The organism is Stenotrophomonas sp. 22DLJC03 (assembly GCF_056861405.1).
The window spans coordinates 934,383-958,300 of sequence record NZ_JBSPUG010000003.1; the positions used below are offsets into that span (position 1 = coordinate 934,383).

Consider the following 23,918-nt stretch of genomic DNA (forward strand, 5'->3'; position numbering starts at 1 on the left):
ATAGCACGATGACCTTTCACCAAGCCAAGGGGCTGCGTCCCATCCGGCGCTCTACCTTGAACCGTGTCAGCGCGTTGGGAGTCGCGCTGATGCTGGCCTGCGCTCCGGCGCTGGCCGCCGCACCGGCAGAGAAGCCGGTGGGCACCACCGTGGCACCGGCCGCGGCGCCGGCCGGCCTGTCGGTCGCCAAGATCGATTTCAAGCGGGGCGATGATGGCGCGGGGCGCCTGATCGTCCAGTTCGATGGCCAGGGCGCGATCCCAGACCTGCGTACGCAGGGCAACAGCGTGGTGGTTGATGTCGGCAATGCCCGCCTGCCGGCCAACCTGCAGAAGCCGATGAACGTCATCGACTTTGCTACGCCGGTGCAACGCATCGACGCCAAGCCGTCCGGGGCCGGTACCCAGCTGGTGCTGAGCACCGGCGGTGCGGTCGAATCGCTGGCCTACCAGAGCGGCAACGAGTACGTGGTCGAGATCAGCCCGCGGCAGGCCCCGGCCGCCGTCGGTGCGGTTACTGCCGGCAGCGTGACCCAGGCCGCCAAGGCCGTCGGCCAGCGCGGTTTCACCGGCAAGCCGGTGACCTTCAACTTCCAGGACGTGCCGGTGCGCACCGTGCTGCAGTTGATCGCCGAAGAGTCCAACCTCAACGTGGTGGCGTCCGATTCGGTGCAGGGCAATGTGACCCTGCGCCTGGTGAATGTGCCGTGGGACCAGGCGCTGGACATCGTGCTGCGCGCCAAGGGCCTGGACAAGCGTCGCGACGGCAGCGTGATCTGGGTGGCGCCGCAGGCCGAACTGGCCAAGTTCGAGCAGGAGAAGGAAGACGCGCGCATCGCCATCGAGAACCGCGAAGACCTGGTGACCGATTACGTCCAGATCAACTACCACAGCGCCACCCAGATCTTCAAAGCACTGACCGAAGCCAAGGGCATCGGCGGCGGTGGCGGTGGTGGCGCAGGTGGCGGTGGCGGTGGGTCGTCGCAGGAGGAAAGTGGCTTCCTGTCCGGCCGTGGCCGCATCGTCGCCGACGAGCGCACCAACACGCTGATGATCAGCGACATTCCGAAGAAGATCGCGCGGATGCGTGAGCTGATCAGCGTGATCGACCGCCCGGTCGACCAGGTGCTGATCGAAAGCCGCATCGTCATCGCCACCGATACGTTCGCACGTGAGCTGGGTGCGCGGTTCGGAATCAGCGGCAGCCGCGACAATGCCTACTTCAGTGGCAATCTGGAAGCCAACCGCGATACCCGCAAGTCGCAGGTCGAAGCCGATGCGGCCAATGCCAAGGCGTACCGCGACTGGCTGGCCGGCGGCAGCACCGGTCCGGCGCCGGTGCCGGTGGGTTCGGCGATCACCCGTGGCCTGAACTGGGCCATGCCGGCGGCATCGACCAACCCGGCAGGCTCGCTGGCACTGTCGATCCTCAATGCCGGCTACCTGCTGGACGTGGAGTTGTCGGCCATGCAGGAAGAGTCGCGTGGCGAAGTGATCTCCAACCCGCGCGTGGTCACCACCAACCAGCGCGAGGCCCTGATCAAGCAGGGTAAGGAAATCGGCTACGTGACCATCAGTGCCGGTGCGGGTGGTGTCGCCACGCCGAATGTGCAGTTCAAGGAAGTGGTGCTGGAGCTGAAGGTTACCCCGACCATCACCAACGACAACCGCGTGTTCCTCAACATGCAGGTGAAGAAGGATGAAGTGGATCGGCTGATCCAGCTGGAAGGCTACGGTACCGTGCCGTCGATCAACCGCCGCGAGGTCAATACCGCCGTGCTGGTCGAGGATGGGCAGACCGTGGTCATTGGTGGCGTGTACGAGTTCACCGATCGCAACAGCATCAGCAAGGTCCCGTTCCTGGGTGACGTCCCGTTCCTCGGCAACCTGTTCAAGAAGCGTGGCCGCAGCAAGGACAAGGCCGAGCTGCTGGTGTTCGTGACCCCGAAGGTGCTGCGCGTGGCCAAGCAGAACTGAGCCATCGCAACCGGCAACACGAAGAGGGCCGCCCTGTGCGGCCCTTCTTCGTTTGGCCCCCCGTTCACGCATATGGCCGGTAGATCCACGCCATGCGTGGATGCTGTTCAGCCGTTCTTGATGCCATTCGCAGGGCACCCTGCGATGATGTCGGGAACCCGTGCCGTCCTGCGCCGGTCAAAGGCCCCCATGAACCTGCCACCGCCGATGCCCGAAACCGTCTCGCCGCCGCCCGCGCCGGCCATCTCCCGCCTGCATGCCGCTTTCAGCCAGCTGCGCGACGCATTGTCGGCCGAGATCGTCGGCCAGGCCGCGCTGGTCGAACGCCTGTTGATCGCGCTGCTGGCCGACGGTCACCTGCTGGTGGAAGGCGCCCCCGGTCTGGCCAAGACCACTGCCATCCGCGCGCTGGCCGCGCGCCTGGAAGCCGACTTCGCCCGCGTACAGTTCACCCCGGACCTGTTGCCGGCCGACCTGACCGGCACCGAGATCTGGCGCCCGCAGGAAGGCCGCTTCGAATTCGTGCCCGGCCCGATCTTCCACCCGATCCTGCTGGCCGATGAAATCAACCGCGCACCGGCCAAGGTGCAGTCGGCATTGCTGGAAGCGATGGGTGAGCGTCAGGTCACCGTGGGCCGCCACACCTACGCGTTGCCGTCTCTGTTCCTGGTGATGGCCACGCAGAACCCGATCGAGCAGGAAGGCACCTTCCCGCTGCCAGAAGCACAGCTGGATCGCTTCCTGATGCACGTGCGCATCGGCTACCCGGACCAGGCAGCCGAGTCGGAGATCCTGCGCCTGGCCCGCGAGCGTGCCCGTGGCGCGTTGGGTGAAGCCGCACCGGCGCCGGAGAAGCTGCCGATGCAGGATGTGTTCGATGCCCGCCGTGAAGTGCTGGACCTGCACATGGCGCCGGCGCTGGAACGCTACCTGATCGAGCTGGTGCTGGCCTCGCGTGATCCTTCGCGCTATGACGCCGGCCTCGGCCGCCGCATCGCCTGGGGTGCGAGCCCGCGTGGCTCCATCGCACTGGAGCGCTGCGCGCGTGCGCGCGCCTGGTTGGCGGGCCGCGACTTCGTCACCCCCGATGATGTGCGCGCGGTGGCCGCCGACGTGCTGCGCCATCGCGTGCTGCCCAGCTACGAAGCCACCGCAGAAGGCTGGGACGGCGAGCGCCTGGTGCAGGAACTGCTGGCCCGGGTGCCGGCACCCTGAGCCTGCGCATGACCGATCCATCCCTGGAACCCACATCCAACGTCAGCGATGGCGACGGGCTGCGGCCGCAGCTGTCCGAGCTGGTGGCGATGCGCCGCCTTGCACAGCGGCCTCCGCCGCCGCGCCGTGGCCGCGCCGGCAATGCAGGCCAAGCGCCGTCACCGCTGCGCGGACGTGGCATGGAATATGCCGAGTCACGCGAGTACGTGGCCGGTGACGACGCGCGGCATATCGACTGGCGGGTGACCGCGCGCACCGGCCGCGCCCACACCAAGCTGTTCCAGGCCGAGCGCGAACGCGTCAGCTTGATCGTGGCCGATACTTCACCGGCGCTGTATTTCGGCACCCGTGTACGCTTCAAGTCGGTGCAGGCCGCACGCGCCGGGGCTGTCGCCGCGTGGTCAGCGCAGCGTCGCGGCGACCGCGTGGGCGCCCTGCGTGGCAGTGATCGTGAGTCGCCCATCGCACCCGCAGGCGGGCCGCGCGGCGTGCTGCGCGTGCTCGATGCGCTTACCCGCTGGTATGCGCAACCACCCGCGGACGATCTCGGCCTTGAGCGCGCGCTGGATCATGCGGCCCGCGTGCTGCGCCCGGGTGCGCGCATGCTGGTGCTGGCCGATCCGCAGCAGGCCATCCGTATTCCGCCAGCGCGCTGGAGCGCGCTGGCCCAGCATCACGACCTCAGCCTGGTGCTGCTGGTCGATCCGCTGGAGCTGCAGCCGCCATCGGCCGCGCTGCAGTTCCAGACGCTGCAGCAGCGCATTGGCCTCGACCTGCGCCGCAGCGAGGTACAGGCGCATTGGCAGGCGCATTTCGTTGAACCGCTGCAGGAGCTGCGGCGTCAGCTCGGTGCGCGCCGTGTCGACGTGCAGGTGTTGTCCACCGATGCGCCCAGCGATGCCTGGCTGGCACCGTCGCCGACCGAGGTGCCGGCATGAGCGCCAACCTGCCGCTGCGCGATGTGCAGCTGCCACCGCCACCATCATGGTGGCCACCGGCACCGGGCTACCTGATGATCGGCGGCGCATTGCTGCTGGTGCTGTTGGTGGTGGCTGTGCTGGGGTGGCGCCGCCGCCGCCGTTACCAGCGCTGGTTGCAGCTGTTCGACCAGGAGTTGGCTGCCAGCCACGACGCCGCTGCGGAACTGGCGGCCATTGCGGGACTGCTGCGGCGTGCCGCCCGCCATGCGCGTCCGGGTAGCGAGTCGCTGCGTGATGAGGCCTGGTGGCAGCGCGTGGATCCGCAGGGCACATTGCCGGAAGCACGCCGAAGCCTGTTGGCCGAAGGTGCCTATCGCCCACGCGTGGACGTCAACGAGGTGGCCGCAGTGCGCCGCTGGGCGCGCGAACGCTACCTGGCGCTGCTGCTGGAGCGCCGCCGATGAATGTGCTGGCGAGTTACTGGCCGTGGCCGGACCTGCAGCTGGCGTGGCCGCTGGCGTTGCTGGCGCTGCCGCTGCCATTGCTGATGCATTGGTGGAAACGCCGTGCCGATTCGGGCGCGGCGCTGCGCGTGCCGTATGCGGCCACTGAACTGGAAGCGCTGGCCGGTGGCGGCCGCGTTGATGTGTCATGGCTGCGCACGCTGCTGCTGTGGCTGGGCTGGTGCGCGTTGTGCGTGGCGCTGGCGCGTCCGCAGCAGTTGGGTGAGGCGATCACGCCGCCGCAGGAAGGCCGGCAGATGATGCTGGCGATGGACGTGTCCGGCAGCATGGGCGAAGGCGATATGGTGCTGGGCGGACAGGCGGTTGATCGCCTCACCGCAGCCAAGGCCGTGCTGGCCGACTTCCTTGACCGTCGAGCTGGCGATCGCATCGGCCTGCTGGTGTTCGGTGACCGCGCTTACACGCTGACGCCACTGACCGCCGACCTGGCCAGCGTGCGCGACCAGCTGCGCGACAGCGTGGTCGGCCTGGCCGGCCGCGAGACGGCCATTGGCGACGCCATCGGCCTGGCGGTGAAGCGGCTGCGCAGCCAACCCGAAGGCCAGCGCGTGCTTATCCTGCTGACCGATGGCGTGAGCAATGCCGGCGTGCTGGAACCGCTGCGCGCGGCCGAGGTGGCGCGCGCGGAAGGCGTGCGCATCCACACCGTGGCCTTTGGCGGTGACGGCAGCATGCGCCTGTTTGGTATTCCGATTTCCGCCGACCAGGATCCGGTCGACGAAGCGACGTTGAAGAAGATCGCCAACATGACCGGCGGCCAGTTCTTCCGCGCACGTGACACCGCACAGCTGGCCGGCATCTATGCCGAGCTGGACCGGTTGGAGCCGATCGCGGCGAAGGGTCCGAGCCTGCGCCCGCGCGAGGAACGCTATGCGTGGCCGCTGGGCCTGGCCTTGCTGCTGGGCGCATTGGCCTGGTTGTGGCCGGAGCGTCGCCGATGATCGCGTTTGCTTCGAATTTTCCTGACTGGAACGCGCTGCACTTCCTGCGTCCGGAATGGCTGTGGGCGTTGCTGGCGCTGCCGCTGATCCTCGCGGTGGCGTTGTACCGGCAGCGGCGCAGCGACGTGTGGCGGCACGCGGTGGATGCGCACCTGCTGCCGCATCTGCTGGCGGCGGGCACCCGTCGTCGTGCGCGCCTGCCGTGGGCGCTGCTGCTGGGCTGGACGCTGGCTGCGTTGGCGATGGCCGGGCCAAGCTGGCGCCAGCAGGCGCAACCGATGTTCCAGGCCAGCGCACCGTTGCTGGTGGTGCTGGACCTGTCCAGCCGGATCACTGCGACCGACCTGCCGCCCTCGCGCCTGCTGCAGGCGCGGGCCAAGGTGGGTGAGCTCCTGCGCGCGCGCCAGGGCGGGCAGGTCGGCCTGGTGGTGTACGCCGACGACGCTTACACCGTGGCGCCGCTGACCGATGACGGCAGCAATGTCGCGCTGTATCTGGACGCCTTGTCGCCCGATGTGATGCCGCGTGATGGCCAGCGCGCCGACCGTGGCATCGACTGGGCGACCCGGCTGATGCGGCAGATCGGTGCATTGCGCGGGCAGATCCTGCTGGTGACCGACCAGGCCGACGGCGAAGCCGGATTGGCCGCAGCACAGGCACGCGGTCTGGGCATGCAGGTGTCGGTGCTGGGCCTGGGTACGCCAGCCGGTGCGGCCTATCGCGACGGCAGTGGTCAGATCCGCCAGGCCGCACTGGACGAAGCCAGCCTGCGCGCGGTGGCCACGGCCGGCGGCGGACGCTATGCGCGCATTGCCGCCGATGACAGCGATCTGCGCGCGTTGGGCGTGCTCGATGTGCGTGAGGCCACGACGGCGGAGCGACCGGGCGAGGGCAGGCAATGGCGCGATGAAGGTTTCTGGCTGCTGCCGCCCCTGATGCTGCTGGCGCTGTTGGCGTTCCGTCGCCGTGCATTGCTGGCTGCCGTACTGGCAGTGGGCCTGCTGCCATGGATGGGCGAGGTGCAGGCGCAGGCGCCGTCGGCCGCCACGCCGCAGCCGATACAGGGCACGCTGTGGAAGCGCAGCGACCAGCTGCAGCATCAGCGCCTGGCCGACGGCGTGCAGGCGTACCGCAATGGCGACTTCGCCAGTGCGCGCAAGCAGTTCGAGGGCATCGACAACGATGCCGGTTGGTACAACCTGGCCAACGCACTGGCACGCCAGGGCAACTACGACGAAGCCATTGCCGCCTACGATCGCGCATTGGCGCTGCATCCGGGCATGGCCGATGCGGTGGCCAACCGTGCGGTGGTCGATGCCGCGCGCAAGCGCAAGTCATCCGGTGGCCAAGGCCAGGATCAGCAGAAGCCACAGCAGAGCGGCCAGCAGAAGCAGAACGATTCGCAGGGCAAGCAGAATCCGCAGGGCCAGCAGCCGCAGCAGGGCCAGCAGAATCCCGGCCACGGCCAGCCGCAGTCGGGCCAGCAGGGCCAGCCCAAGCCGGGCGACGACAAAGCGCAGCCGAACCCGCAGCCCGGCGAGCGTGGCCGCGATGGCCAGCAGGCACCGCCGCAGGTGGAAGACGCCAAGGCGCAGGCACAGGCCGATGAACAGCAGCGCCAACGCATGCAGCAGGCGATGCAGCAGGCACGCGAGGGCAAGGCCGACAAGGACGGCAAACCGGTACCGGGCAGCGATGGCGCCACGCCACGCCAGCGCGAGGAGCAACAGGCGGTGGAGGCGTGGATGCGGCGTGTGCCGGATGATCCGGGCGCGTTGCTGCGGGCCAAGTTCCAGCTGGAAAACGAACGCAGGAAGAAGGAAGGGCGATGACGCGGGCGATGAACATGCATGGGCGCTGGCCGCTGCGGGTACTGGCGGCACTGCTGCTGTGGCTGCCGCTGCTGGCGTGGGCGCAGCCGCGCGCCTGGCTCGACCGCGACCGTGTTGCTATGGGCGATACGGTCACCCTCAACGTCGAGAGTGACCAGGGCGCACCCGACTTCAACCCGCTGCGTACCGACTTCGACCTCAGCGGACAGACCAGCAGCCGCCAGGTGGAGTGGAGCAACGGCGCCATGCAGCAGCGCAATCTGTACGGCGTGGCGCTGACGCCGCGTCGCAGTGGTGCGCTGGTCATTCCCGGCCTGCAGGTAGGCAGCACGAGGACCGCGCCGCTGACCCTGCAGGTGGACGCCGCCCCCGTCGCCGGTCCGGACAGCAACGCGATGGCCTTCATCGAAACCGTTGTCGATGATCAGACGCCGTACGTGCAGCAGAGCGTAGGCGTGGTGGTGCGGCTGTACTTCGCCTCGCAGCTGGCGTCCGGCGAACTGGTGCTGGATACACCGGCCGGCGCGTCGTTGCAGCGGGTGGGCGACGACCGTACCGACGTGCGCCAGGTCAACGGCCGCCGTTACAACGTGGTCGAGCGCCGCTTCCTGCTGATCCCCGAACGCAGCGGTGCGCTGCGGCTGGCCGGTGCGCGCTTCAACGGGCGTAGTGCCGGTGGGTTCTTCGATGATTTCTTCGGCGGCGGCGATGGCCGCATGAATGCCACCGGCGCCGACCGCACCCTGCAGGTGCAGGCCCAGCCGGCACAGGCGCCGCAGCCGTGGCTGCCGCTGCAGAGCCTGCAGCTGCGCTACACCAGCGCGCCGACCAGTGCGCGCAGCGGGGAAGCCGCCAACATCGTGGTCGAAGCGATTGCCGAAGGCGCGACCCGTGCGCAGTTCACCGATCTGCCGGTGCCCGAGGTCGGCAGCAACGCGCAGGTCTTCGCCGAGCCTGCGCAATATGAGGAGACCTTCAACGGCAGTACGCCGCGGCTGAAGATCACCCGCCGCTATTCGATCGTGCCGCGCCAGCCGGGTTCGCTGGTGGTGCCGGGGCCGCGCCTGCCGTGGTGGGACGTGCGCAATGGCAAGGCACAGGAAGCGCGCCTGCCGGACCTGACGCTTGCCGTCGCAGCGGGCAACGGCGGAAGCAATGCGTCGCCTGCGCCCTTGCCACCGATCGACACCGATGCGGCGTTGCCCGGTGCCGATGGACAGGACAGCCGCATCGCGGCGACCGATCCGCGCGCCAGTGGCCTGTCCGAACGGCCCTGGCCGTGGGTGGGGGCTGTCATCGGCCTGGCGTTGCTGTGGCTGCTGACCCTGCTGTGGGGGTGGCAGCGTGGCCGTCGCCAGCGCGTGGCGGCGCCGGTAGCGGGCCGCTCGGCTGTGCCGGTTGTGGCGAGCGGACGTGCTGGTCTGGCCGAACTGCGCCGCGCGCTGGATGGCGAAGGTTTCGAGCAGGTTGAAGCGCAACTGTGTGCGATGGCCGGTGTCGAACGTATCGAGCAGGTCATCGACCGCCTGGCCGAGCCGGCCCAGCGTCAGGTGTTGCAGGACCTGCAGCAGGCACGCTGGGGCGGGCAGGGCGACCTGGCGTCACTGCGTACCCGCCTGCGCGAGGCCTTCCGTGACGGACCGCACTGGTCGGCGGCTGCGGGCACCGCTGACACTGGCCTTGCGCCGCTGTATCCGCCACGGCGAACCTGAACCAGCGCCGCTTGCGCGCTTTGTTAGAGTGCATTCATTTTTCGAGGAAACCCCCGTATGACAGCAGCTGCTGCCGACAAGAAGAAGTTGCCCCTGCATTGGAAGATGGGCATCGGCTTCGCGATCGGCCTGGTCCTGGGACTGATCGTGCACGCCCTGGGTGGCAGCGTCGATGGTCTGCAGGCCGGTGCCAAATGGGTAATGGACTACATCACCACCCCGGCTTCGGGCCTGTTCCTCAACCTGATCTTCATGCTGATCGTGCCGCTGATCTTCTCGGCGCTGATCATGGGTGTGTCGGAGATGGGCGACATCCGCGCCCTTGGCCGCATCGGCTGGAAGACGCTGGCCTACACCGTGCTGCTGTCTGGCATTGCAGTGGGTATCGGCCTGGTTCTGGTCAACCTGCTCAAGCCCGGTGCCGGCGTCGACCCGCAGGTCGCGGCGATGATGCTGTCGGAGAACGCCGAGCGCAGCAAGGAGATCGTTGCTGGCATCCATGGCACGCCGAAGGGCATGGACATGCTGCTGTCTATCGTGCCGAGCAACGTGCTGCAGGCCGCGTCCGACAATGGCGCGATCCTGTCGCTGATGTTCTTTGCGCTGATGTTCGGCATCGGCATGGTGCTGACCGACAACGAGAAGGTCGCCCCGTTGCGCCGCGCCATCGAAGGCGTGTTCGAAATCTCGATGACCCTGATCAACCTGGTCATCCGCCTGGCGCCGTACGCGGTGGCCTGCTTCATGTTCAACCTGGCCGCACTGTTCGGCTTCGAGCTGATCATCCGCCTGGGCGCCTACGTGGGCGTGGTGGTGCTGGCACTCGGCCTGCACATGGTGGTGACCTACGGTACGGCCGTTTGGCTGTCCGGCCGTTCGCCGCTGTCGTTCTTCCGTGATACCCAGGAAGCCACGGTGATGGCGTTCTCCACCGCCTCCAGCAATGCCACCCTGCCGACCGCGCTGCGCGTGGCCGACCAGATGGGCCTGCCGCAGCGGGTGTCGCGTTTCGTGCTGACCGTGGGTGCCACCGCCAACCAGAACGGCACCGCACTGTTCGAGGGCGTGACGGTGATCTTCCTGGCCCAGTTCTTTGGCGTGGACCTGAGCATCGGCCAGCAGATCATGGTGATGGCCGTCTGCATCCTCGGTGGCATCGGCACCGCTGGCGTACCGTCCGGCTCGCTGCCGGTGGTGGCGATGATCTGCGCCATGGTCGGCGTGAACCCGCTGGGCATCGGCCTGATCCTGGGCGTGAACCACTTCCTGGACATGTGCCGTACCGCGCTGAACGTCACCGGTGACCTGGCCCTGACCACGCTGGTGGCCAAGGGTGAAGGCCACGACGGCCCGGCGCTGACCCCGCACAAGGACTGATTCGGGAGCCACTGCTGGCGACCTGATCGGGGTCGGATCCCTTTCCGCAAGGAAAGGGATCCGACCCCTTTTCACATGCGGAATCCGGCGGAGATCATGAAGTGCCGGCCAGCGGCCGGCACCTACCAGGCACGTTGGACTGACCCCCGCCCGACGACTATGGGACAATAGGCCGCCCGCACGTCCGCGGCCGCCTCCCGATTCCGACAGAACCATGACGCAGCCTACCCGTCGCCAGTTGGCCAACGCCATCCGCTTCCTTGCCGCCGATGCGGTTGAAACCGCAAAGTCCGGCCACCCCGGCATGCCCATGGGCATGGCCGACATTGCCGAAGTCCTCTGGAACGACTATCTCCGCCATAACCCGAGCAACCCGCACTGGTTCAACCGCGACCGTTTCGTGCTGTCCAACGGCCACGGTTCGATGCTGCAGTACGCGCTGCTGCACCTGAGCGGTTACGACCTGCCGATCGAGCAGCTGAAGCTGTTCCGCCAGCTGGGCAGCCACACCGCCGGTCACCCGGAACGCCACGAGACCCCGGGCGTGGAAACCACCACCGGTCCGCTGGGCCAGGGTTTCGCCAATGCCGTGGGCTTCGCCCTGGCCGAGAAGCTGCTGGCACAGCGCTTCAATCGTCCGGAGCTGGAAGTGGTCGACCACCGCACCTGGGTGTTCATGGGCGATGGCTGCCTGATGGAAGGCGTGTCGCATGAAGCGGCGTCGCTGGCTGGCACCTGGGGCCTGCACAAGCTGGTCTGCTTCTGGGACAACAACCACATCTCCATCGACGGCAACGTCGAGGGCTGGTTCACCGACAACACCCCGGAGCGTTTCGAGGCCTATGGCTGGAACGTGGTGCGTGATGTCGACGGCCACGACCCGGAAAGCATCAAGGCCGGCATCGAGGCCGCGCTGTCGCAGAGCGACAAGCCGACCCTGATCTGCTGCCGCACCACCATTGGTTTTGGTTCGCCGAACAAGGCGGGCAAGGAATCCAGCCACGGCGCACCGCTGGGCAAGGACGAGCTGGAAGCCACCCGCAAGCAGCTGGGCTGGGAATACGGTCCGTTCGAGATCCCGCAGGCGATCTACGACGGTTGGCGAGCCAATGGCGCCGGCACCCTGCGCCAGGCCGAGTGGGAACAGCTGTTCGACAAGTACGCCAGCCAGTACCCGGGCGAAGCCGCCGAACTGACCCGTCGTTCGCACGGCGACCTGCCGGCCGACTTCGTTGCCAAGGCCGATGCCTACATCGCCCAGGTGGCCGCTGAAGGCCCGACGATCGCCTCGCGCAAGGCCTCGCAGCTGGCCATTGAAGCCTATGCCCCGCTGCTGCCGGAAATCGTCGGCGGCTCGGCCGACCTGGCGCACTCCAACCTGACCCTGTGGAAGGGCAGCAAATCGGTCGCCAGCGACGACGCCAACGCCAACTACGTGTACTACGGCGTGCGCGAGTTCGGCATGACCGCCATCGCCAACGGCCTGGCCCTGCACGGTGGTTTCATTCCGTTCGACGCCACCTTCCTGGTGTTCAGCGACTACGCCCGCAACGGCGTGCGCATGAGCGCGCTGATCCCGGCCCACGCCATCCACGTCTACACCCACGACTCGATCGGCCTGGGCGAAGACGGCCCGACCCACCAGCCGGTGGAGCACCTGGCCGCGCTGCGCTACATCCCGAACAACGACGTGTGGCGTCCGTGCGATGCGGTCGAGTCGGCAGTGAGCTGGAAGGCCGCGATCACCCGCCAGGACGGCCCGAGCTGCCTGGTGTTCAGCCGCCAGAACCTGCCGCACCAGCCGCGCAACGCCGAGCAGATCGCCCGGATCGAGCGCGGTGGTTACGTGCTGGCCGATGCCGCCGGTACCCCGGACGTGATCCTGATCGCCACCGGTTCGGAAGTCTCGCTGGCCACCGAAGCCAAGGCCCAGCTGGACGCGGCCGGCCTGAAGACCCGCGTGGTCTCGATGCCGTCCACCGATGTGTTCCTGCGCCAGGATGCGGCCTACCGCGAATCGGTGCTGCCGAACGCCGTGCGCAAGCGCGTGGCCGTGGAAGCCGGCGTCACCGGTTTCTGGCGCCAGTTCGTCGGCCTGGACGGTGCGGTGATCGGTATCGACACCTTCGGCGCTTCGGCCCCGGCCGACCAGCTGTACAAACACTTCGGCATCACCACCGCGCACGTGGTGGAAGCCGCCAAGTTGCTGTAAGCAGCCCGGCAGTGAGATGAAGGAAAGGCCGGCGCACGCCGGCCTTTTCTTTGGTCGAGAGAAAAGGGGATGGAGGAGATTAAGTTGTTTGTGCACAAACGACTTAATCCCCTCCGTCAGTTTTTTTCGTCCGGCATGTTCCGCCCGACGGCTCCGGTGTCGCGTTGGCCTCTTCATCTGACCTGCGTTCTCTGCGAAAAGGAGGGCCTGCCGAGGCACCGCCAGAAGTAGGCATGGACAGGAAGAGCAGCGCAGGATCCCATGTTGGATTTGCGGAGTGTAAGGTGATGCCTTACAATGATGCCGCGTGATCGTCAGCTTCAGGCATAAGGGCCTGAAAGCGCTCTATGAGCGGGGCGACATTTCGGGAGTCCGTGCCGATCATGTCGCTCGATTGCGGCGTTTGCTTGTGCAGTTGGATCAAGCCCGGCTGCCTGGAGACATGGGGCTGCCCGGAAATCGCCTGCACCCTCTGCGCGGAAGCTATAGCGGCTACTGGGCTGTAAGTGTCTCGGCGAGTTGGCGATTGGTGTTCCGCTTTCGTGGGCTCGACGTCGAACTGGTCGATTACCTTGATTATCACTAGGAGTCTGCTCGATGCCGTTGCATGATCCGCCGCATCCCGGAGAATCGCTGCGCGAAGACATCCTGCCGGCGATCAGCATGTCGATCAGTGCGCTGGCGCAGCATCTTGGCTATTCCCGCGGACAGTTGTCGACCATCATCAACGGGCACGCCGGCATTTCCGCGGAACTCGCATTCCGCCTTGAGCTTGCGGGTCTGGGCAATGCCCGCATGTGGCTGGCGATGCAGGCGGCATACGACCTGTGGCAGGTCGAGCATCGAGCGCATCCACCCATTGCCCGCCTGTACCTTGAGGATGCAGTGAGGATAGGGCAGTAGATGCACGTCATGCATGGATAAGAAGGGGACGGAGGGATTAAGTCGTTTGTGCACAAACGACTTAATCCCCTCCGTCCCTTTTTCTCAGGCGCTGCGCGCCAGCGCCAGGCGCAGCAGTCGCGCGTCCAGGCGTTCGGCGAAATCCTTCGGCGCCTGCAGGCCCATGCGCTGCAGGTACACGGCATCGCCGTCGCCGGCCGGTTGTCGCAGCGCTGCCCAGACCGTGCGCAGCTTGTCGCCGCGGGTCTGCGTGTTGGCCTTCAGCCAGCCCAGCGCCTTCACCAGCACCTGCTCGATCTCGTTGAAGTCGCTGCCCAGCGGATAGTCCGGCAGCGTGCCATCGGCGCGGAACGCTGCCAGCGCGGCGGCCAATGCCTGCGGTGTGTTGCGTTGCTGTCGCTCGGGATCCGGTTGCGTGGCCGCCAGCACTTTGCGCGCGGCATGCGCCTGCTGCAGCAGCCCGCTCTGAAACGGTGCTTCGGTGATCGCAGCCATCGCATGCACGCAGTCCTCGTCGGTCAAGCCGCGCAGATCGGCGATGCCGTATTCGTTGAGGTAAATGTCGCGTAGATGGCGCGGGATGGTGGTGTGTCCGTAGTTCCAGCGCACGTTGGATTCACGCTGGCCCTTGTCATCGCGCGCCGCGCGGAACATCAGCACGCTTCGGGCTTCGGGCAGGGCATGTGCCATCGCCACGAAGTTGTATTGGCCACCAACACCGGATACCACGCGTCCATCGTCCAGCGCATCCGACACCGCCGCGCCCAGCGCGGTGGCCATCATGCAGGAGTTGAAGAAACGCGCGTGCCGGCGCTGCAGGCGTTCCAGCGTCTCGTTGCCGCCGTACAGCTGGTTGATCTCGCTGATGCGGCGCATGCCGATCGCGCGGCACTCGTCTTCCGGCAGCGTGCGCAGCCATTCGTAGAACTCGGGTGAGCCCAGGTAGAACGCGCCGTGCAGGTACTCGCCTTCGGCGGCGAGGGTGGCGTGATCGATGGACAGGGTGCTGCCGTTCTCGATGCGTTGCATCAGCGCCAGGTCGTCGTGCACCTTGCGCTTGATCACGCCTGTCTGCACCAGCCGGCGGAAGCCCTCGTTGAGCATCTCGCTGCAGCCGTACAGGCCGACTTCGAACGGTTCCAGTCCGCCGACTTCCTGCACCAGCGGGTGGCTGGCCAGCTGCGGATCCAGCGCATGCAGCACGCGCCGGTAGCGCGCGTTGTCGGTGTGGCGCAGCACCAGCGCATGGCTGAGCGCGTCGGCCAGCGTGCCGATGCCGATCTGCAGCGTGCCGCCATCGCGCACCAGCGTGCTGGCATACAGGCCGATGGCGTAGTCGGCATCGCCGACCGGCTGCCGCGGCAGGCCGAACAGCGCCGGATACGGCGGCGGCGGGGTGATCACCAGATCGAAGAACGACACATCGACCGTGGCCGAGCCGCCCAGGTAGGGTAACTGCGGATCGATCTCGGCGACCAGCAGCGGGCGCGGCAGGCCTCGCGCGGCGATTGCATCCAGCGTGTCCTGGGTGATGTCGTTGTTGCACGACAGCGAGAGCCGCCGGTCGTCCGGCCGCATCGCCACTTTCTGCACGATCACCTGCGGCGCGCGTTGGGCCACGGCATCGGCGGCGTGGGTGTAGTTCAGGCTGGTATAGCTGGACTGTGCCTGCCGCGAGCCGAGCAGGGCACCCGACTGCATGTAGAACTCTTCCACCTGCACATGCGCCGGCAGCGCGTCGCGGGCGATCGCATCGGCATAGGCCAGGCGCGGGAAATCGTCGCCGAAATGGCGCTGCGCGAACGGTGCCATGAAGCGCGCTTCCAGGCCATTGCCGCGTGCCTTCGGCGGGTTCAGCGACAGCGCGGTATACAACTGCAACGGTCGCGACGGGTCATGTTCGACGCGTGCGTACAGCGCATTGAGCAGCCGATGCGGCTTGCCCAGTGCCAGCGGTGCCCCGATCCGCAGCGGCCCGTCCACGCGCGCAAACAACCAGTCGACGGCGGCGTCCAGGTCGGTGAGGTGTTCGGTCATGCGCGGTGGTCCTGCGAGTGGGGGAGTGCTGGCATTACAGCATGTCGGGCTTGAACCGCCGTCGACGCGAGACTTCGGCGCCAGACACCATGAACTGCCCATCGCCCCGGTAATGCACCGTGCGCGGCAGCTTTGGGCGTGGTGCAACATGGGCCCGCACGATTTCCCAGATGAACAGGTTGCTCGATTCCACTTGGCTATCGTCGTAGAGGCGGCATTCGAAGCACGAATGACATTGCCCGACCAGAGGTGCACCGACCTCGCGCGCGGGCTGTGCATCGAGCCCGAAGTGGGCGAACTTGTCGACCTCGCGGCCGCTGCAGTTGCCGATGTCCACCACGGTATCGAGCAGCTCCACGCCGGGCACGTTGATCACGCACTCGCCGCTGCCACGGGCCAGCGCGTGGCTGTGATTCGCGTCCCACAGATAGGTGGCGACCAGCGAAGGCGAGAAGCCCATCACCATGTGCCAGCCCATCGTCATCAGGTTGCGCTGGCCGCGCCACGCCGTGCTGACCAGCACGATCGGTCCGGGCTCGAGGAAGCGGCGCGCCTGCTCGACCGGGAAATCCTTCTTGGGCAGCGCTTTCATCCGGGGCCTGGGGCGGGAGGTATCGATGCTGGCGCAGATGCGATGAACCTGGAGTCGAGGGGCTTGACAGATGATTCGATTACGCGCGTAATCGGGTCGTCGATTACGGATGTAAACCATGACCCCGATCAGCGAAGCCGAAGCCGTTGTGATGGAGGTGCTGTGGCAGCAGGCGCCACGTAGCGCCGACGATGTGGTGGTCGCGCTGGCCCACCGCGACTGGGCCGAGCCGACCATCAAGACCCTGCTCAACCGTCTGCTGACCAAGGGCGCGATCGCCGCCGAGCGCGATGGCCGGCGCTACCTGTACCGGCCGCTGCTGCAGCGCCAGGCGTGGGTGGAGGCGCAGAGCCAGGACTTCATCGGCCGCGTCTTCGAAGGGCGGGTGGCACCGCTGGTCGCGCACTTCAGCGAACGCGGCCAGTTGAGTGCGCAGGACATCGCCGAACTGAAGAAGCTGATCCAGGAGCTGGACCATGACTGAGCTGCTCGATGGGCTGTGGCAGGCCAGCCTGTGGCTGGCGGTGGGCGTGGTCGTGCTGGCGATGCTGCGGCCCTTGCTGGTGCGCCTGGGGGGCGTGGCGTTGGCCTACCGCAGCTGGTGGCTGCTGCCGTTGCTGGGGGCATCGTTGCTGCTGCCGTTACCGCAGGTGGCACTGCTGGAGCATGTGCCAACGCTGCCGTTGAAAGTGCTGCCCGGCGCCGTCGAAGGCATGACAGGGCAGTCGTTGCCGTGGGCCGGGCTGTTGCTGCTGGCATGGACGCTGGGGGCGGTCCTCTGTCTGCTACGCGATCTACGTGCGCAGCGGCGTTTTGAACGTGGCATGGGCCAACTGTGTGCACGCGCCGATGGCAGCTGGCAGGCCAGCGCCGACCCGGGCCTGCCAGCGTTGGTTGGCCTGTGGCGGCCGCGCATCGTGGTAGGCCCGGACTTCGACCAGCAGTTCACCGCACAGGAACAGGGCCTGATCCTGCAGCACGAGCGCAGCCACCGTCGCAATGGCGATCACTGGGCCAATGGGGCGCTGCTGATGGCACGCGCGGTGTTCTGGTTCCATCCGCTTCTGCCGTGGGCCGCCCGCCGATTCCTGCGTGACCAGGAGCTGGCCTGCGATGCCCGCACCATTGCCCCGCAGCCTGCGCTGCGCGGTCTCTACGCCAGCACGCTGCTGAAGGCGCAGCTGGTCCACCCGGTTGCGCCAGCGGTCTGCCATTGGCGCAGCCAACCCGTGTTGAAGGAGCGTATCGCCATGTTGAAGCAGTCCAAGCGGAAGGCATTGCCGTGGGTGTCGGGGCAGGTGCTGGTGGTCGGGTTGTGCCTGGGAATGGGGGCGGTGGCATGGGCCAGCCAGGGGGGCGTGGCCGGGAACCCGAGAATCGGTGTCGAGCCGTTTGAACACGCGGAAGAAGATGCCGCCAAGGCGGGTCTGGACAGGCCCATCCAAGTCGACAAGATGCCGCCACCGTCCTATCCGAAGTCCGCCATCGAGCAGCGCCAGGTGGGCGTGGTGAACCTGCGCGTGGAAGTGGATGCCAAAGGCCATCCGACTGACGTCCAGGTACTCAGCGCAACCAATCCCGGTGTGTTCGATGCGGTGTCGATCGCCGCTGCGCGGAGCTGGACCTATCGTCCGGCGATGAAGAACGGAAAGCCCGTTGCAGGGGCTGTGAAGATTCCGATCACCTATGCCATGGACAACACTGAGGACTCCCAGTGAAGTCCGCGCCGCTGTTGATGACGGCGGCGCTGTTGGCAGGGTGCGCGACCCAGGATCGCCTGACCGCCGTTGACACCCGCAGCGAGAATGTCGGCCATCAGCGCCTGCAGCCGCAGACCGGTGGCGGCAGTGGGCAGCTGCAGACCTACTCGCTGGGCGCGAGCGAGGGCTATCGGATGCCGCAGTTGTACGCGGCACCGGACCCGGAAGTGGGCGATCGTGACCCGCGCGCGGAACTGGCGCCCACCACCATCTGCCTGCAGGTGGTGGTCGATGCGCAGGGCAGCGTCGAACGCAGCATGCCGTTGACCGATCGCCCGGAGTGCGCGGCAGGTGCTTCGGGCGAGAATGCGCCCCTTCTGCAGGCCGCACAGGAAGCGGTGGCGATGTGGAAGTACTCGTCCGCAGCGGTCTGTCACTTTGCCGCTGGCAAGGCGCCTGCAGACCGCGGCGACTGCCGCGGCGCCGAGCGCGTCGAACCGGTGGCGGTTACCCTGCAGTACGCCTTCACCTTCGAAATCGTGAAGGGACAGCACGTGGTGCGTACGCAGGGAAAATGATCGCTTGCGATGACCGGGGTAGCGCCGGGCCATGCCCGGCGAGCGCAGCGGTGTGTGTCAGGCACCGCCCTGGATGTTGGCCTTCACCGCTGGCTGCATCAGCGTCGGTTCGGCCAGTGTGGCATCGCGGGCCTGGCGCACGCTGACGAACTCCGCCTCGGCCACGCCGTCATGCACGTGGATGTTGTGTGCGCGCTGCTCGCCGATGGTGGTCTCGTTGGCGAATGCGCGGCCGCCGGGGCCGTAGTCGTGGCAGACGAACACGCGCGTCGCATCGGGCAGCGCCAGCAGACGCTGGATTGAACGGTACAACTGCGCGGCGTCACCGCCCGGGAAATCGCAGCGGGCGGTACCGCCGTCGGGCATGAACAGCGAGTCGCCGGTGAACAGCGCATCGCCGATCAGGTAGGCGATGCTGTCGCTGGTATGGCCGGGCACGGCAATCACCTGGCCGCGCAGTCCGCCAAGAGCGAAGGTCTCGCCATCGCCGAACAGGTGATCGAAGATTTCATCCGCCGCAGGAAGCTGCAGGCCGTAGCGCGGGGCGAAGGTGGCCTGCACCGCGCGGATGCCTTCGCCGATGGCCAGCGTGGCCTGGGGGAAGCGTTGCTTGAGACGGCGCCCACCCGATACGTGATCGGCGTGAGCGTGTGTCTCCAGCAGCCAGCGCAGCTGCAGGCCCTGTTGTTCGATGGCCTGCAACGCGGCATGCAGCGGCGCTTCACTGCTGGCGTCGGTATCCGGGTCGTAGTCCAGGACCGGGTCGATCAGCGCCGCTTCGCCGCTGGCCGGATCACTGACCAGATGGCTGAAGGTATTGCTGTCACGGTGGAAGAACGACTGCACCTGGACTGACATTGGAACGCTCCTCAGCGCGTGCCGAGCACGCGGTTCAGCAACTGCGCCAGGTTCTCACCGGCCAGTCGCAGCTGCGCTTCGGCCAGCGGCCGGTAGCGCTCGGTGTATTCATCACCGATTTTACGCGTGGCCGGATAAACGCCAGCTTGCATGGAAATGCGGCAGCTGGCCTCGGCCCACGTCTGCGGGTCGCGCTGCGGGTTGGACTGGCGCGGCAGCTTCGGTGCGCGCTGGCTCTGCAGCAGCGGCAGATAGCCGGCGTCGTCAAGCTTGCGGGTGTTGAGCATGCCGCTGTCCCACAGCGAGTGCAGGTTGGTACCGCGGTTGCCGAACTGCAGCTGGAAATCGTTGCCGCCCTTGTCGTGTGCGTAGCCGGCATGCATCGGCTGATGGATGTCGCCGACCAGGTGCACGACGAACTTCAGCGCCTGCAGGCGCTCGCCATCGGTCAGGCTGCGGTCGCCGAGGATGGTGCTCTGCGCCTTCAGGGCTTCGACGATGCAGTTGCCGTTCTTGCAGTGCTTCGGTGCTTCGTAATGGCAGTTGTCTTCGGCGATGTTGACGTAGTGCCAGCCGGCCGAGCGACGGCCCAGGCCCGGATCCTTGGCACGCAGCTGGTCGGCCCAGGGCGCGATGCTGGCCAGCGTGGCGTCCGGTTCGGTGGCCAGTAGACGGTCCACTTCGGCGCGGGCGGTGGGGTTGAGGCGGGCGTCGGCGACTTCGGCGACAAGGCGGTGGCCTTGCGCGCCCCAGGCATGGACGGGGGCGGAGACGGACAGCAGGACCGGCGCCAGGGCGGCGGCGAGGAGGAAGGAGTGCAGGGCTTTCATGCGCACATTCTAGCGGGGCGCGAAGAGGGTGGGGCTGGCATGGCGATCCATGGAAAGATGGTCAGACCCCAATTGGGTTGTCTGGTCGAGAGCCAGGCACTGCGATCACTTCAGCAGCCGGAGAGAGCGCCCGCGTGGCGGAGTTGGCCACGCGGGGGGGGCATCGTTAGGGGTTCAGGGATTTAGTCGATAGAGCTCGAGAGGCATCGTGGTTATTTCAACGTCGACTTTATTGGTTCCACTGCCGACGCGCCGCCACTTGCCGGTCTCGAAGTCCAGTTTCTCCACTTCCCGCCACCACTTATTAAGGCCAATGACCCCGGATGCCGCTTTCCGGGGGGCGCGAGCAGCAACGACGAGATAGACCAGAGAAAGATCTTTGCTGCCGTACTCGCCGACAAGGAATGATGAGTTCGACAGCCAGCCTGAGACCTTGGCCGATGGAACACCGAGATTGTTGTCGGCGAAGCCCAGGTAGTTGACGTTCTTCAGTGCTGACTGGACCTGTCTCGTTACACCGAAAGTGCTTTGCTGATCCGAAGCCAGATTGCGAGGATTGTTGCGTTTGTCGAGCAGTCCGAGCATGTCATTCCCATTCGGAGCACCGGCGGCATTGCTGACATCGTGGGTAATGAAATTCGCGAAGCCGTTGATGCCGAATGCGAAAGACCACCCGGCGAACCAACGCAGATCATGGAAGTTTGCGTACTCGAAAGGGTCCTGGGCCAGCGAGGGATGTGCGGATTGCACATTCTGGAGGTAAGCGACGGGCGCTTGCCCCCTGGATCTGGCAAGATTCGAAATAATCGACATGTTCTCAGACATCAAAAGGTCCTTCGCCGTTGGACACTTCCTGAATGAAGGGGTGAATGGGTAGATGTCGAAGGCGAGGTAGTCAGGGCGCACCTCGTCAGATACCCGGCGCGCAAATGTCGAGTAGCGTGCCACCATCTGTGCGGTTCTTTCAGGTTGCGGAATACTCGCTTCCATGCAATCCACACCATAGTCAGTGGGTGACATGGCGCCTGCATGTTCAGTGCCCGCATAGGCGCCCGTGTTGGCGTGCAAGGGGAACAGGTTGATGAACACCTTCATGCCTATGAGACGAGGGTCGTCTTTGACACATCGGTTCATCTCCGCGAGTGGAGAAATGTCCTTCTCTGGTGGCTCATCCTTGAAATGGAGGCCAGCAAAGCTCTTGCCAAACTCGGCACGGAGTTTGACTAGAACTGGATCAATCCGTTCCTGAGTGTACGCCTGACAGTTGAACTTCCCGGCTTGGGTTGCAGATTCGAACGTCCAACGTTCATACGTATAGAACTCAAGCCCCCGCAAGCTGATCGGGGTCGCAATGGTGCGCAGTTGACTCAACGTTGCCGATGGCACGAGAAAACGAGTGACGCCGATTGTCGCGAGTTGATCGACTACTTTTTCCGCGATGGCGGGGTTGTTCAGGTAGCAGTCCTGAGCAAAGTCATCGCAGGATCCCCCGGACATCATTGCGAACGTTCCATCTGCAACGTCAGTGGCATGTGCCGTAGGTGCTGCTAGAAGGAACGCGATTGTGAGCCAAGCCAACTTCATGGTTGAGTTTCTTCTCTTGTCGGTGGGGGGCTGAGAATTCTAGGCGTAGGCTGCGCTAGTGATTTCTTAGCATGGCATGGTCAGGGTAGGGGAATTCAGAACAAAAAAGCCCCGGCAATCACCGGGGCAACATGCTGCGAGGGTTTTGCATGTAGCGGGGGAGCGGGGGCGAAGCCCCCGCACTCAACACACCGCTTAGAACTTGAAGACGTACGACGCGCCGTAGACCAGCGGATCGATGTTGACCGTGCCGATCTTCTCGCCATCCAGCTTTACCTTGCTGTCGATGTCGATCCAGCGCATGTCCACGCGCAGCGCGCCCTTCTCGCCGATCGCGAAGTCCACGCCCGCATGCGCGGCCAGACCCCACGAATCCTGCAGCTTCAGGCGGCTGTCCTTCAGCGCACCGGTGGTGTCTTCGCTGAAGAAGGTCGTGTAGTTCACGCCCGCACCGATGAACGGCGACACCTTGCCCTTGCTGTTGAAGTGATACTGCAGGGTCACCACCGGCGGCAGCTGCTTGGTGCTGCCCACTCGGCCGAGGCCGTTGATGTTGATGTCGTGCTTGAACGGCAGCGCGGCCAGCACTTCGATGCCCAGGTTGTCGGCGATGAAGTACTCACCGGTGATGGTCGGCTTGACGTCGTTGTCGACATCGACCTTCAGGGTGCCGTTGGCCAGCCAGCCGTTGTTCGACTTCGGCGCCACCTGGTGCACGCCGGCGGAGACGGTCCAGTCGCCCTTGGACTGGGCCATGGCCGGGGCGGCGGCAAGGGACAGGGCGGCGGCCAGGCTGGCCACGATCAGGGGGGAGGTCTTGCGCATGGGGGTAGTCTCGTTGCTGGGTGGATGGCGACAGTCTCGGCCTCACGCCGCGCTAACGCTTTGATCCGGATCAAATCCTGTCCGCCAGCCCGTTGCCGGCAGGGGCTGGCCCACGGTGGCCATGCCCGGTTTGCTAGACTTGTGGGCCCTATCCATCCCGCCGCACCCGACGCGGCCGCAGGAGCTTGAGAACATGGCAATCAAGGTTGGTATCAACGGTTTCGGTCGCATCGGGCGTAACGTCCTGCGCTCGGCGGTGCTGAACTTCGGCGACGACATCGAAATCGTGGCCATCAACGATCTGCTGGAGCCGGATTACCTGGCCTACATGCTCAAGTACGACTCCGTGCACGGCCGCTTCAAGGCCGACGTGGCGGTGCAGGGCAACGACCTGCTGGTCAACGGCAAGAAGATCCGCCTGACCCAGGAACGCGACCCGGCCAACCTGAAGTGGAACGACGTGGACGTGGACGTGGTGATCGAGTCCACCGGCCTGTTCCTGACCAAGGAAACCGCGCAGAAGCACATCGACGCGGGCGCGAAGAAGGTGATCATGTCGGCGCCGTCGAAGGACGACACCCCGATGTTCGTCTACGGTGTGAACGACAAGACCTACGCCGGCCAGGCGATCGTCTCCAACGCCTCGTGCACCACCAACTGCCTGGCCCCGCTGGCCAAGGTCATCAATGACAAGTGGGGCATCAAGCGCGGCCTGATGACCACCGTGCATGCGGCCACCGCCACCCAGAAGACCGTCGATGGCCCGTCCAACAAGGACTGGCGCGGCGGCCGCGGCATCCTGGAAAACATCATTCCGTCGTCCACCGGTGCGGCCAAGGCTGTCGGCGTGGTCATCCCGGAACTGAACAAGAAGCTGACCGGCATGAGCTTCCGCGTCCCGACCTCGGACGTGTCGGTGGTCGACCTGACCGTCGAGCTGGAAAAGGAAGCCACCTACGCGGAGATCTGCGCTGAAGTGAAGGCACAGAGCGAAGGCCCGCTGAAGGGCATCCTGGGCTACACCGAAGACAAGGTCGTGGCCACCGATTTCCGCGGCGAAACCTGCACCTCGGTGTTCGACGCCGAAGCCGGCATCGCCCTCGACGGCACCTTCGTCAAGCTGGTGACCTGGTACGACAACGAGTGGGGCTACTCGAACAAGTGCCTGGAAATGGCCAAGGTCGTCGCCGCCAAGTAAGGTCGGCAAAGATCGCACGCGGACCCCGGCCTGGCCGGGGTTCGTCGTTTATGGGGCCGGCACTGTCGTAGCATGGGCCGGTCGACCGCTGCCGCTGGGGCGCG

21 protein-coding genes are annotated in these 23,918 nt (G+C 66.2%); 15 read left to right on the top strand and 6 right to left on the bottom strand.

Annotated elements, in window-relative coordinates; genetic code table 11:
- Window positions 1–8 precede the first annotated feature (8 nt).
- The 11 genes from AC13GA_RS14930 to AC13GA_RS14980 all read left to right on the top strand — a co-directional run bounded on the left by AC13GA_RS14930 (window position 9) and on the right by AC13GA_RS14980 (window position 13,612).
- Window positions 9–1,976, top strand: a complete 1,968-nt coding sequence (locus AC13GA_RS14930) for a type IV pilus secretin PilQ (protein ID WP_046984283.1) — start codon at window positions 9–11, stop codon at window positions 1,974–1,976.
- Window positions 1,977–2,165: 189 nt separating this feature from the next.
- A complete protein-coding gene (locus tag AC13GA_RS14935; RefSeq protein WP_428709420.1) occupies window positions 2,166–3,191 on the top strand; it encodes an AAA family ATPase in 1,026 nt (341 codons plus the stop codon).
- A gap of 8 nt (window positions 3,192–3,199) precedes the next feature.
- A complete protein-coding gene (locus AC13GA_RS14940) occupies window positions 3,200–4,129 on the top strand; it encodes a DUF58 domain-containing protein (RefSeq protein WP_046984281.1) in 930 nt (309 codons plus the stop codon).
- Window positions 4,126–4,575, top strand: a complete 450-nt coding sequence (locus AC13GA_RS14945; RefSeq protein ID WP_482998435.1) for a DUF4381 family protein — start codon at window positions 4,126–4,128, stop codon at window positions 4,573–4,575. Before AC13GA_RS14940 ends, AC13GA_RS14945 begins: the two co-directional genes overlap by 4 nt.
- On the top strand, window positions 4,572–5,576 hold the full coding sequence (locus tag AC13GA_RS14950) for a vWA domain-containing protein (RefSeq protein ID WP_337302858.1): 1,005 nt from the start codon (window positions 4,572–4,574) through the stop codon (window positions 5,574–5,576). Before AC13GA_RS14945 ends, AC13GA_RS14950 begins: the two co-directional genes overlap by 4 nt.
- Window positions 5,573–7,408: a tetratricopeptide repeat protein gene (locus AC13GA_RS14955; protein ID WP_482998436.1), complete on the top strand. Its 1,836-nt coding sequence runs from the start codon at window positions 5,573–5,575 to the stop codon at window positions 7,406–7,408. The genes AC13GA_RS14950 and AC13GA_RS14955 overlap by 4 nt, the downstream gene beginning before the upstream one ends.
- On the top strand, window positions 7,405–9,120 hold the full coding sequence (locus AC13GA_RS14960) for a BatD family protein (protein WP_482998437.1): 1,716 nt from the start codon (window positions 7,405–7,407) through the stop codon (window positions 9,118–9,120). Before AC13GA_RS14955 ends, AC13GA_RS14960 begins: the two co-directional genes overlap by 4 nt.
- A 57-nt stretch (window positions 9,121–9,177) precedes the next feature.
- The gene (locus AC13GA_RS14965) at window positions 9,178–10,497 is read left to right on the top strand and encodes a dicarboxylate/amino acid:cation symporter (protein WP_046984276.1); all 1,320 of its coding nucleotides are present in this window, start codon (window positions 9,178–9,180) and stop codon (window positions 10,495–10,497) included.
- A 214-nt stretch (window positions 10,498–10,711) separates the two neighbouring features.
- Window positions 10,712–12,709, top strand: a complete 1,998-nt coding sequence (gene tkt, locus AC13GA_RS14970; protein ID WP_482998438.1) for a transketolase — start codon at window positions 10,712–10,714, stop codon at window positions 12,707–12,709.
- Window positions 12,710–13,016: 307 nt separating this feature from the next.
- Window positions 13,017–13,295: a type II toxin-antitoxin system RelE/ParE family toxin gene (locus AC13GA_RS14975; protein WP_136639477.1), complete on the top strand. Its 279-nt coding sequence runs from the start codon at window positions 13,017–13,019 to the stop codon at window positions 13,293–13,295.
- 11 nt (window positions 13,296–13,306) lie between these two features.
- Entirely contained in the window at window positions 13,307–13,612 is a 306-nt protein-coding gene (locus tag AC13GA_RS14980; protein WP_046984273.1) for a HigA family addiction module antitoxin, read from the top strand.
- 84 nt (window positions 13,613–13,696) lie between these two features.
- Here AC13GA_RS14980 and AC13GA_RS14985 read toward each other — a convergent pair whose 3' ends face one another.
- Together AC13GA_RS14985 and AC13GA_RS14990 are read right to left on the bottom strand one after the other, a co-directional pair.
- Window positions 13,697–15,649, bottom strand: coding sequence for an acetyl-CoA hydrolase/transferase C-terminal domain-containing protein (locus AC13GA_RS14985; protein ID WP_482998439.1), 1,953 nt, complete (start codon window positions 15,647–15,649; stop codon window positions 13,697–13,699).
- Window positions 15,650–15,683: 34 nt separating this feature from the next.
- A complete protein-coding gene (locus AC13GA_RS14990; RefSeq protein WP_482998440.1) occupies window positions 15,684–16,241 on the bottom strand; it encodes a flavin reductase family protein in 558 nt (185 codons plus the stop codon).
- A 118-nt stretch (window positions 16,242–16,359) separates the two neighbouring features.
- On the opposite strand from AC13GA_RS14990, the gene AC13GA_RS14995 reads away from it, so the two are divergent.
- From AC13GA_RS14995 to AC13GA_RS15005, 3 genes are read left to right on the top strand one after another with little or no spacing between them, the layout of a single operon-like run.
- The gene (locus tag AC13GA_RS14995; RefSeq protein ID WP_482998441.1) at window positions 16,360–16,725 is read left to right on the top strand and encodes a BlaI/MecI/CopY family transcriptional regulator; all 366 of its coding nucleotides are present in this window, start codon (window positions 16,360–16,362) and stop codon (window positions 16,723–16,725) included.
- Window positions 16,718–17,959 carry a M56 family metallopeptidase gene (locus AC13GA_RS15000; RefSeq protein ID WP_482998442.1) on the top strand — a complete coding sequence of 414 codons (1,242 nt, stop codon included), beginning with the start codon at window positions 16,718–16,720 and terminating at the stop codon, window positions 17,957–17,959. The genes AC13GA_RS14995 and AC13GA_RS15000 overlap by 8 nt, the downstream gene beginning before the upstream one ends.
- Window positions 17,956–18,519, top strand: coding sequence for a hypothetical protein (locus AC13GA_RS15005; protein ID WP_482998443.1), 564 nt, complete (start codon window positions 17,956–17,958; stop codon window positions 18,517–18,519). Before AC13GA_RS15000 ends, AC13GA_RS15005 begins: the two co-directional genes overlap by 4 nt.
- A 57-nt stretch (window positions 18,520–18,576) precedes the next feature.
- Here the strand turns inward: AC13GA_RS15005 and AC13GA_RS15010 are convergent, their stop codons facing one another.
- The 4 genes from AC13GA_RS15010 to AC13GA_RS15025 all read right to left on the bottom strand — a co-directional run bounded on the left by AC13GA_RS15010 (window position 18,577) and on the right by AC13GA_RS15025 (window position 22,616).
- Window positions 18,577–19,377 carry an MBL fold metallo-hydrolase gene (locus tag AC13GA_RS15010; protein WP_482998444.1) on the bottom strand — a complete coding sequence of 267 codons (801 nt, stop codon included), beginning with the start codon at window positions 19,375–19,377 and terminating at the stop codon, window positions 18,577–18,579.
- Between the two features lie 11 nt (window positions 19,378–19,388).
- Window positions 19,389–20,207, bottom strand: a complete 819-nt coding sequence (locus AC13GA_RS15015; protein WP_482998445.1) for a S1/P1 nuclease — start codon at window positions 20,205–20,207, stop codon at window positions 19,389–19,391.
- A 174-nt stretch (window positions 20,208–20,381) separates the two neighbouring features.
- Window positions 20,382–21,791 carry a hypothetical protein gene (locus AC13GA_RS15020; RefSeq protein ID WP_482998446.1) on the bottom strand — a complete coding sequence of 470 codons (1,410 nt, stop codon included), beginning with the start codon at window positions 21,789–21,791 and terminating at the stop codon, window positions 20,382–20,384.
- Window positions 21,792–21,986: 195 nt separating this feature from the next.
- A complete protein-coding gene (locus tag AC13GA_RS15025) occupies window positions 21,987–22,616 on the bottom strand; it encodes an OmpW/AlkL family protein (protein ID WP_046984265.1) in 630 nt (209 codons plus the stop codon).
- 193 nt (window positions 22,617–22,809) lie between these two features.
- Here AC13GA_RS15025 and gap point away from each other — a divergent pair, with 193 nt between their 5' ends.
- The gene (gene gap, locus AC13GA_RS15030; protein WP_046984264.1) at window positions 22,810–23,814 is read left to right on the top strand and encodes a type I glyceraldehyde-3-phosphate dehydrogenase; all 1,005 of its coding nucleotides are present in this window, start codon (window positions 22,810–22,812) and stop codon (window positions 23,812–23,814) included.
- The last annotated feature ends 104 nt before the right edge of the window (window positions 23,815–23,918 follow it).

Bases quoted from the DNA above. Each gene is read 5' to 3' on its own strand.
- AC13GA_RS14930 (WP_046984283.1), top strand. From the start codon at position 9: ATGACCTTTCACCAAGCCAAGGGGCTGCGTCCCATCCGGCGCTCTACC.
- AC13GA_RS14935 (WP_428709420.1), top strand. From the start codon at position 2,166: ATGAACCTGCCACCGCCGATGCCCGAAACCGTCTCGCCGCCGCCCGCG.
- AC13GA_RS14940 (WP_046984281.1), top strand. From the start codon at position 3,200: ATGACCGATCCATCCCTGGAACCCACATCCAACGTCAGCGATGGCGAC.
- AC13GA_RS14945 (WP_482998435.1), top strand. From the start codon at position 4,126: ATGAGCGCCAACCTGCCGCTGCGCGATGTGCAGCTGCCACCGCCACCA.
- AC13GA_RS14950 (WP_337302858.1), top strand. From the start codon at position 4,572: ATGAATGTGCTGGCGAGTTACTGGCCGTGGCCGGACCTGCAGCTGGCG.
- AC13GA_RS14955 (WP_482998436.1), top strand. From the start codon at position 5,573: ATGATCGCGTTTGCTTCGAATTTTCCTGACTGGAACGCGCTGCACTTC.
- AC13GA_RS14960 (WP_482998437.1), top strand. From the start codon at position 7,405: ATGACGCGGGCGATGAACATGCATGGGCGCTGGCCGCTGCGGGTACTG.
- AC13GA_RS14965 (WP_046984276.1), top strand. From the start codon at position 9,178: ATGACAGCAGCTGCTGCCGACAAGAAGAAGTTGCCCCTGCATTGGAAG.
- tkt (WP_482998438.1), top strand. From the start codon at position 10,712: ATGACGCAGCCTACCCGTCGCCAGTTGGCCAACGCCATCCGCTTCCTT.
- AC13GA_RS14980 (WP_046984273.1), top strand. From the start codon at position 13,307: ATGCCGTTGCATGATCCGCCGCATCCCGGAGAATCGCTGCGCGAAGAC.
- AC13GA_RS14985 (WP_482998439.1), bottom strand. From the start codon at position 15,649: ATGACCGAACACCTCACCGACCTGGACGCCGCCGTCGACTGGTTGTTT.
- AC13GA_RS14990 (WP_482998440.1), bottom strand. From the start codon at position 16,241: ATGAAAGCGCTGCCCAAGAAGGATTTCCCGGTCGAGCAGGCGCGCCGC.
- AC13GA_RS14995 (WP_482998441.1), top strand. From the start codon at position 16,360: ATGACCCCGATCAGCGAAGCCGAAGCCGTTGTGATGGAGGTGCTGTGG.
- AC13GA_RS15000 (WP_482998442.1), top strand. From the start codon at position 16,718: ATGACTGAGCTGCTCGATGGGCTGTGGCAGGCCAGCCTGTGGCTGGCG.
- AC13GA_RS15010 (WP_482998444.1), bottom strand. From the start codon at position 19,377: ATGTCAGTCCAGGTGCAGTCGTTCTTCCACCGTGACAGCAATACCTTC.
- AC13GA_RS15015 (WP_482998445.1), bottom strand. From the start codon at position 20,207: ATGAAAGCCCTGCACTCCTTCCTCCTCGCCGCCGCCCTGGCGCCGGTC.
- AC13GA_RS15020 (WP_482998446.1), bottom strand. From the start codon at position 21,791: ATGAAGTTGGCTTGGCTCACAATCGCGTTCCTTCTAGCAGCACCTACG.
- AC13GA_RS15025 (WP_046984265.1), bottom strand. From the start codon at position 22,616: ATGCGCAAGACCTCCCCCCTGATCGTGGCCAGCCTGGCCGCCGCCCTG.
- gap (WP_046984264.1), top strand. From the start codon at position 22,810: ATGGCAATCAAGGTTGGTATCAACGGTTTCGGTCGCATCGGGCGTAAC.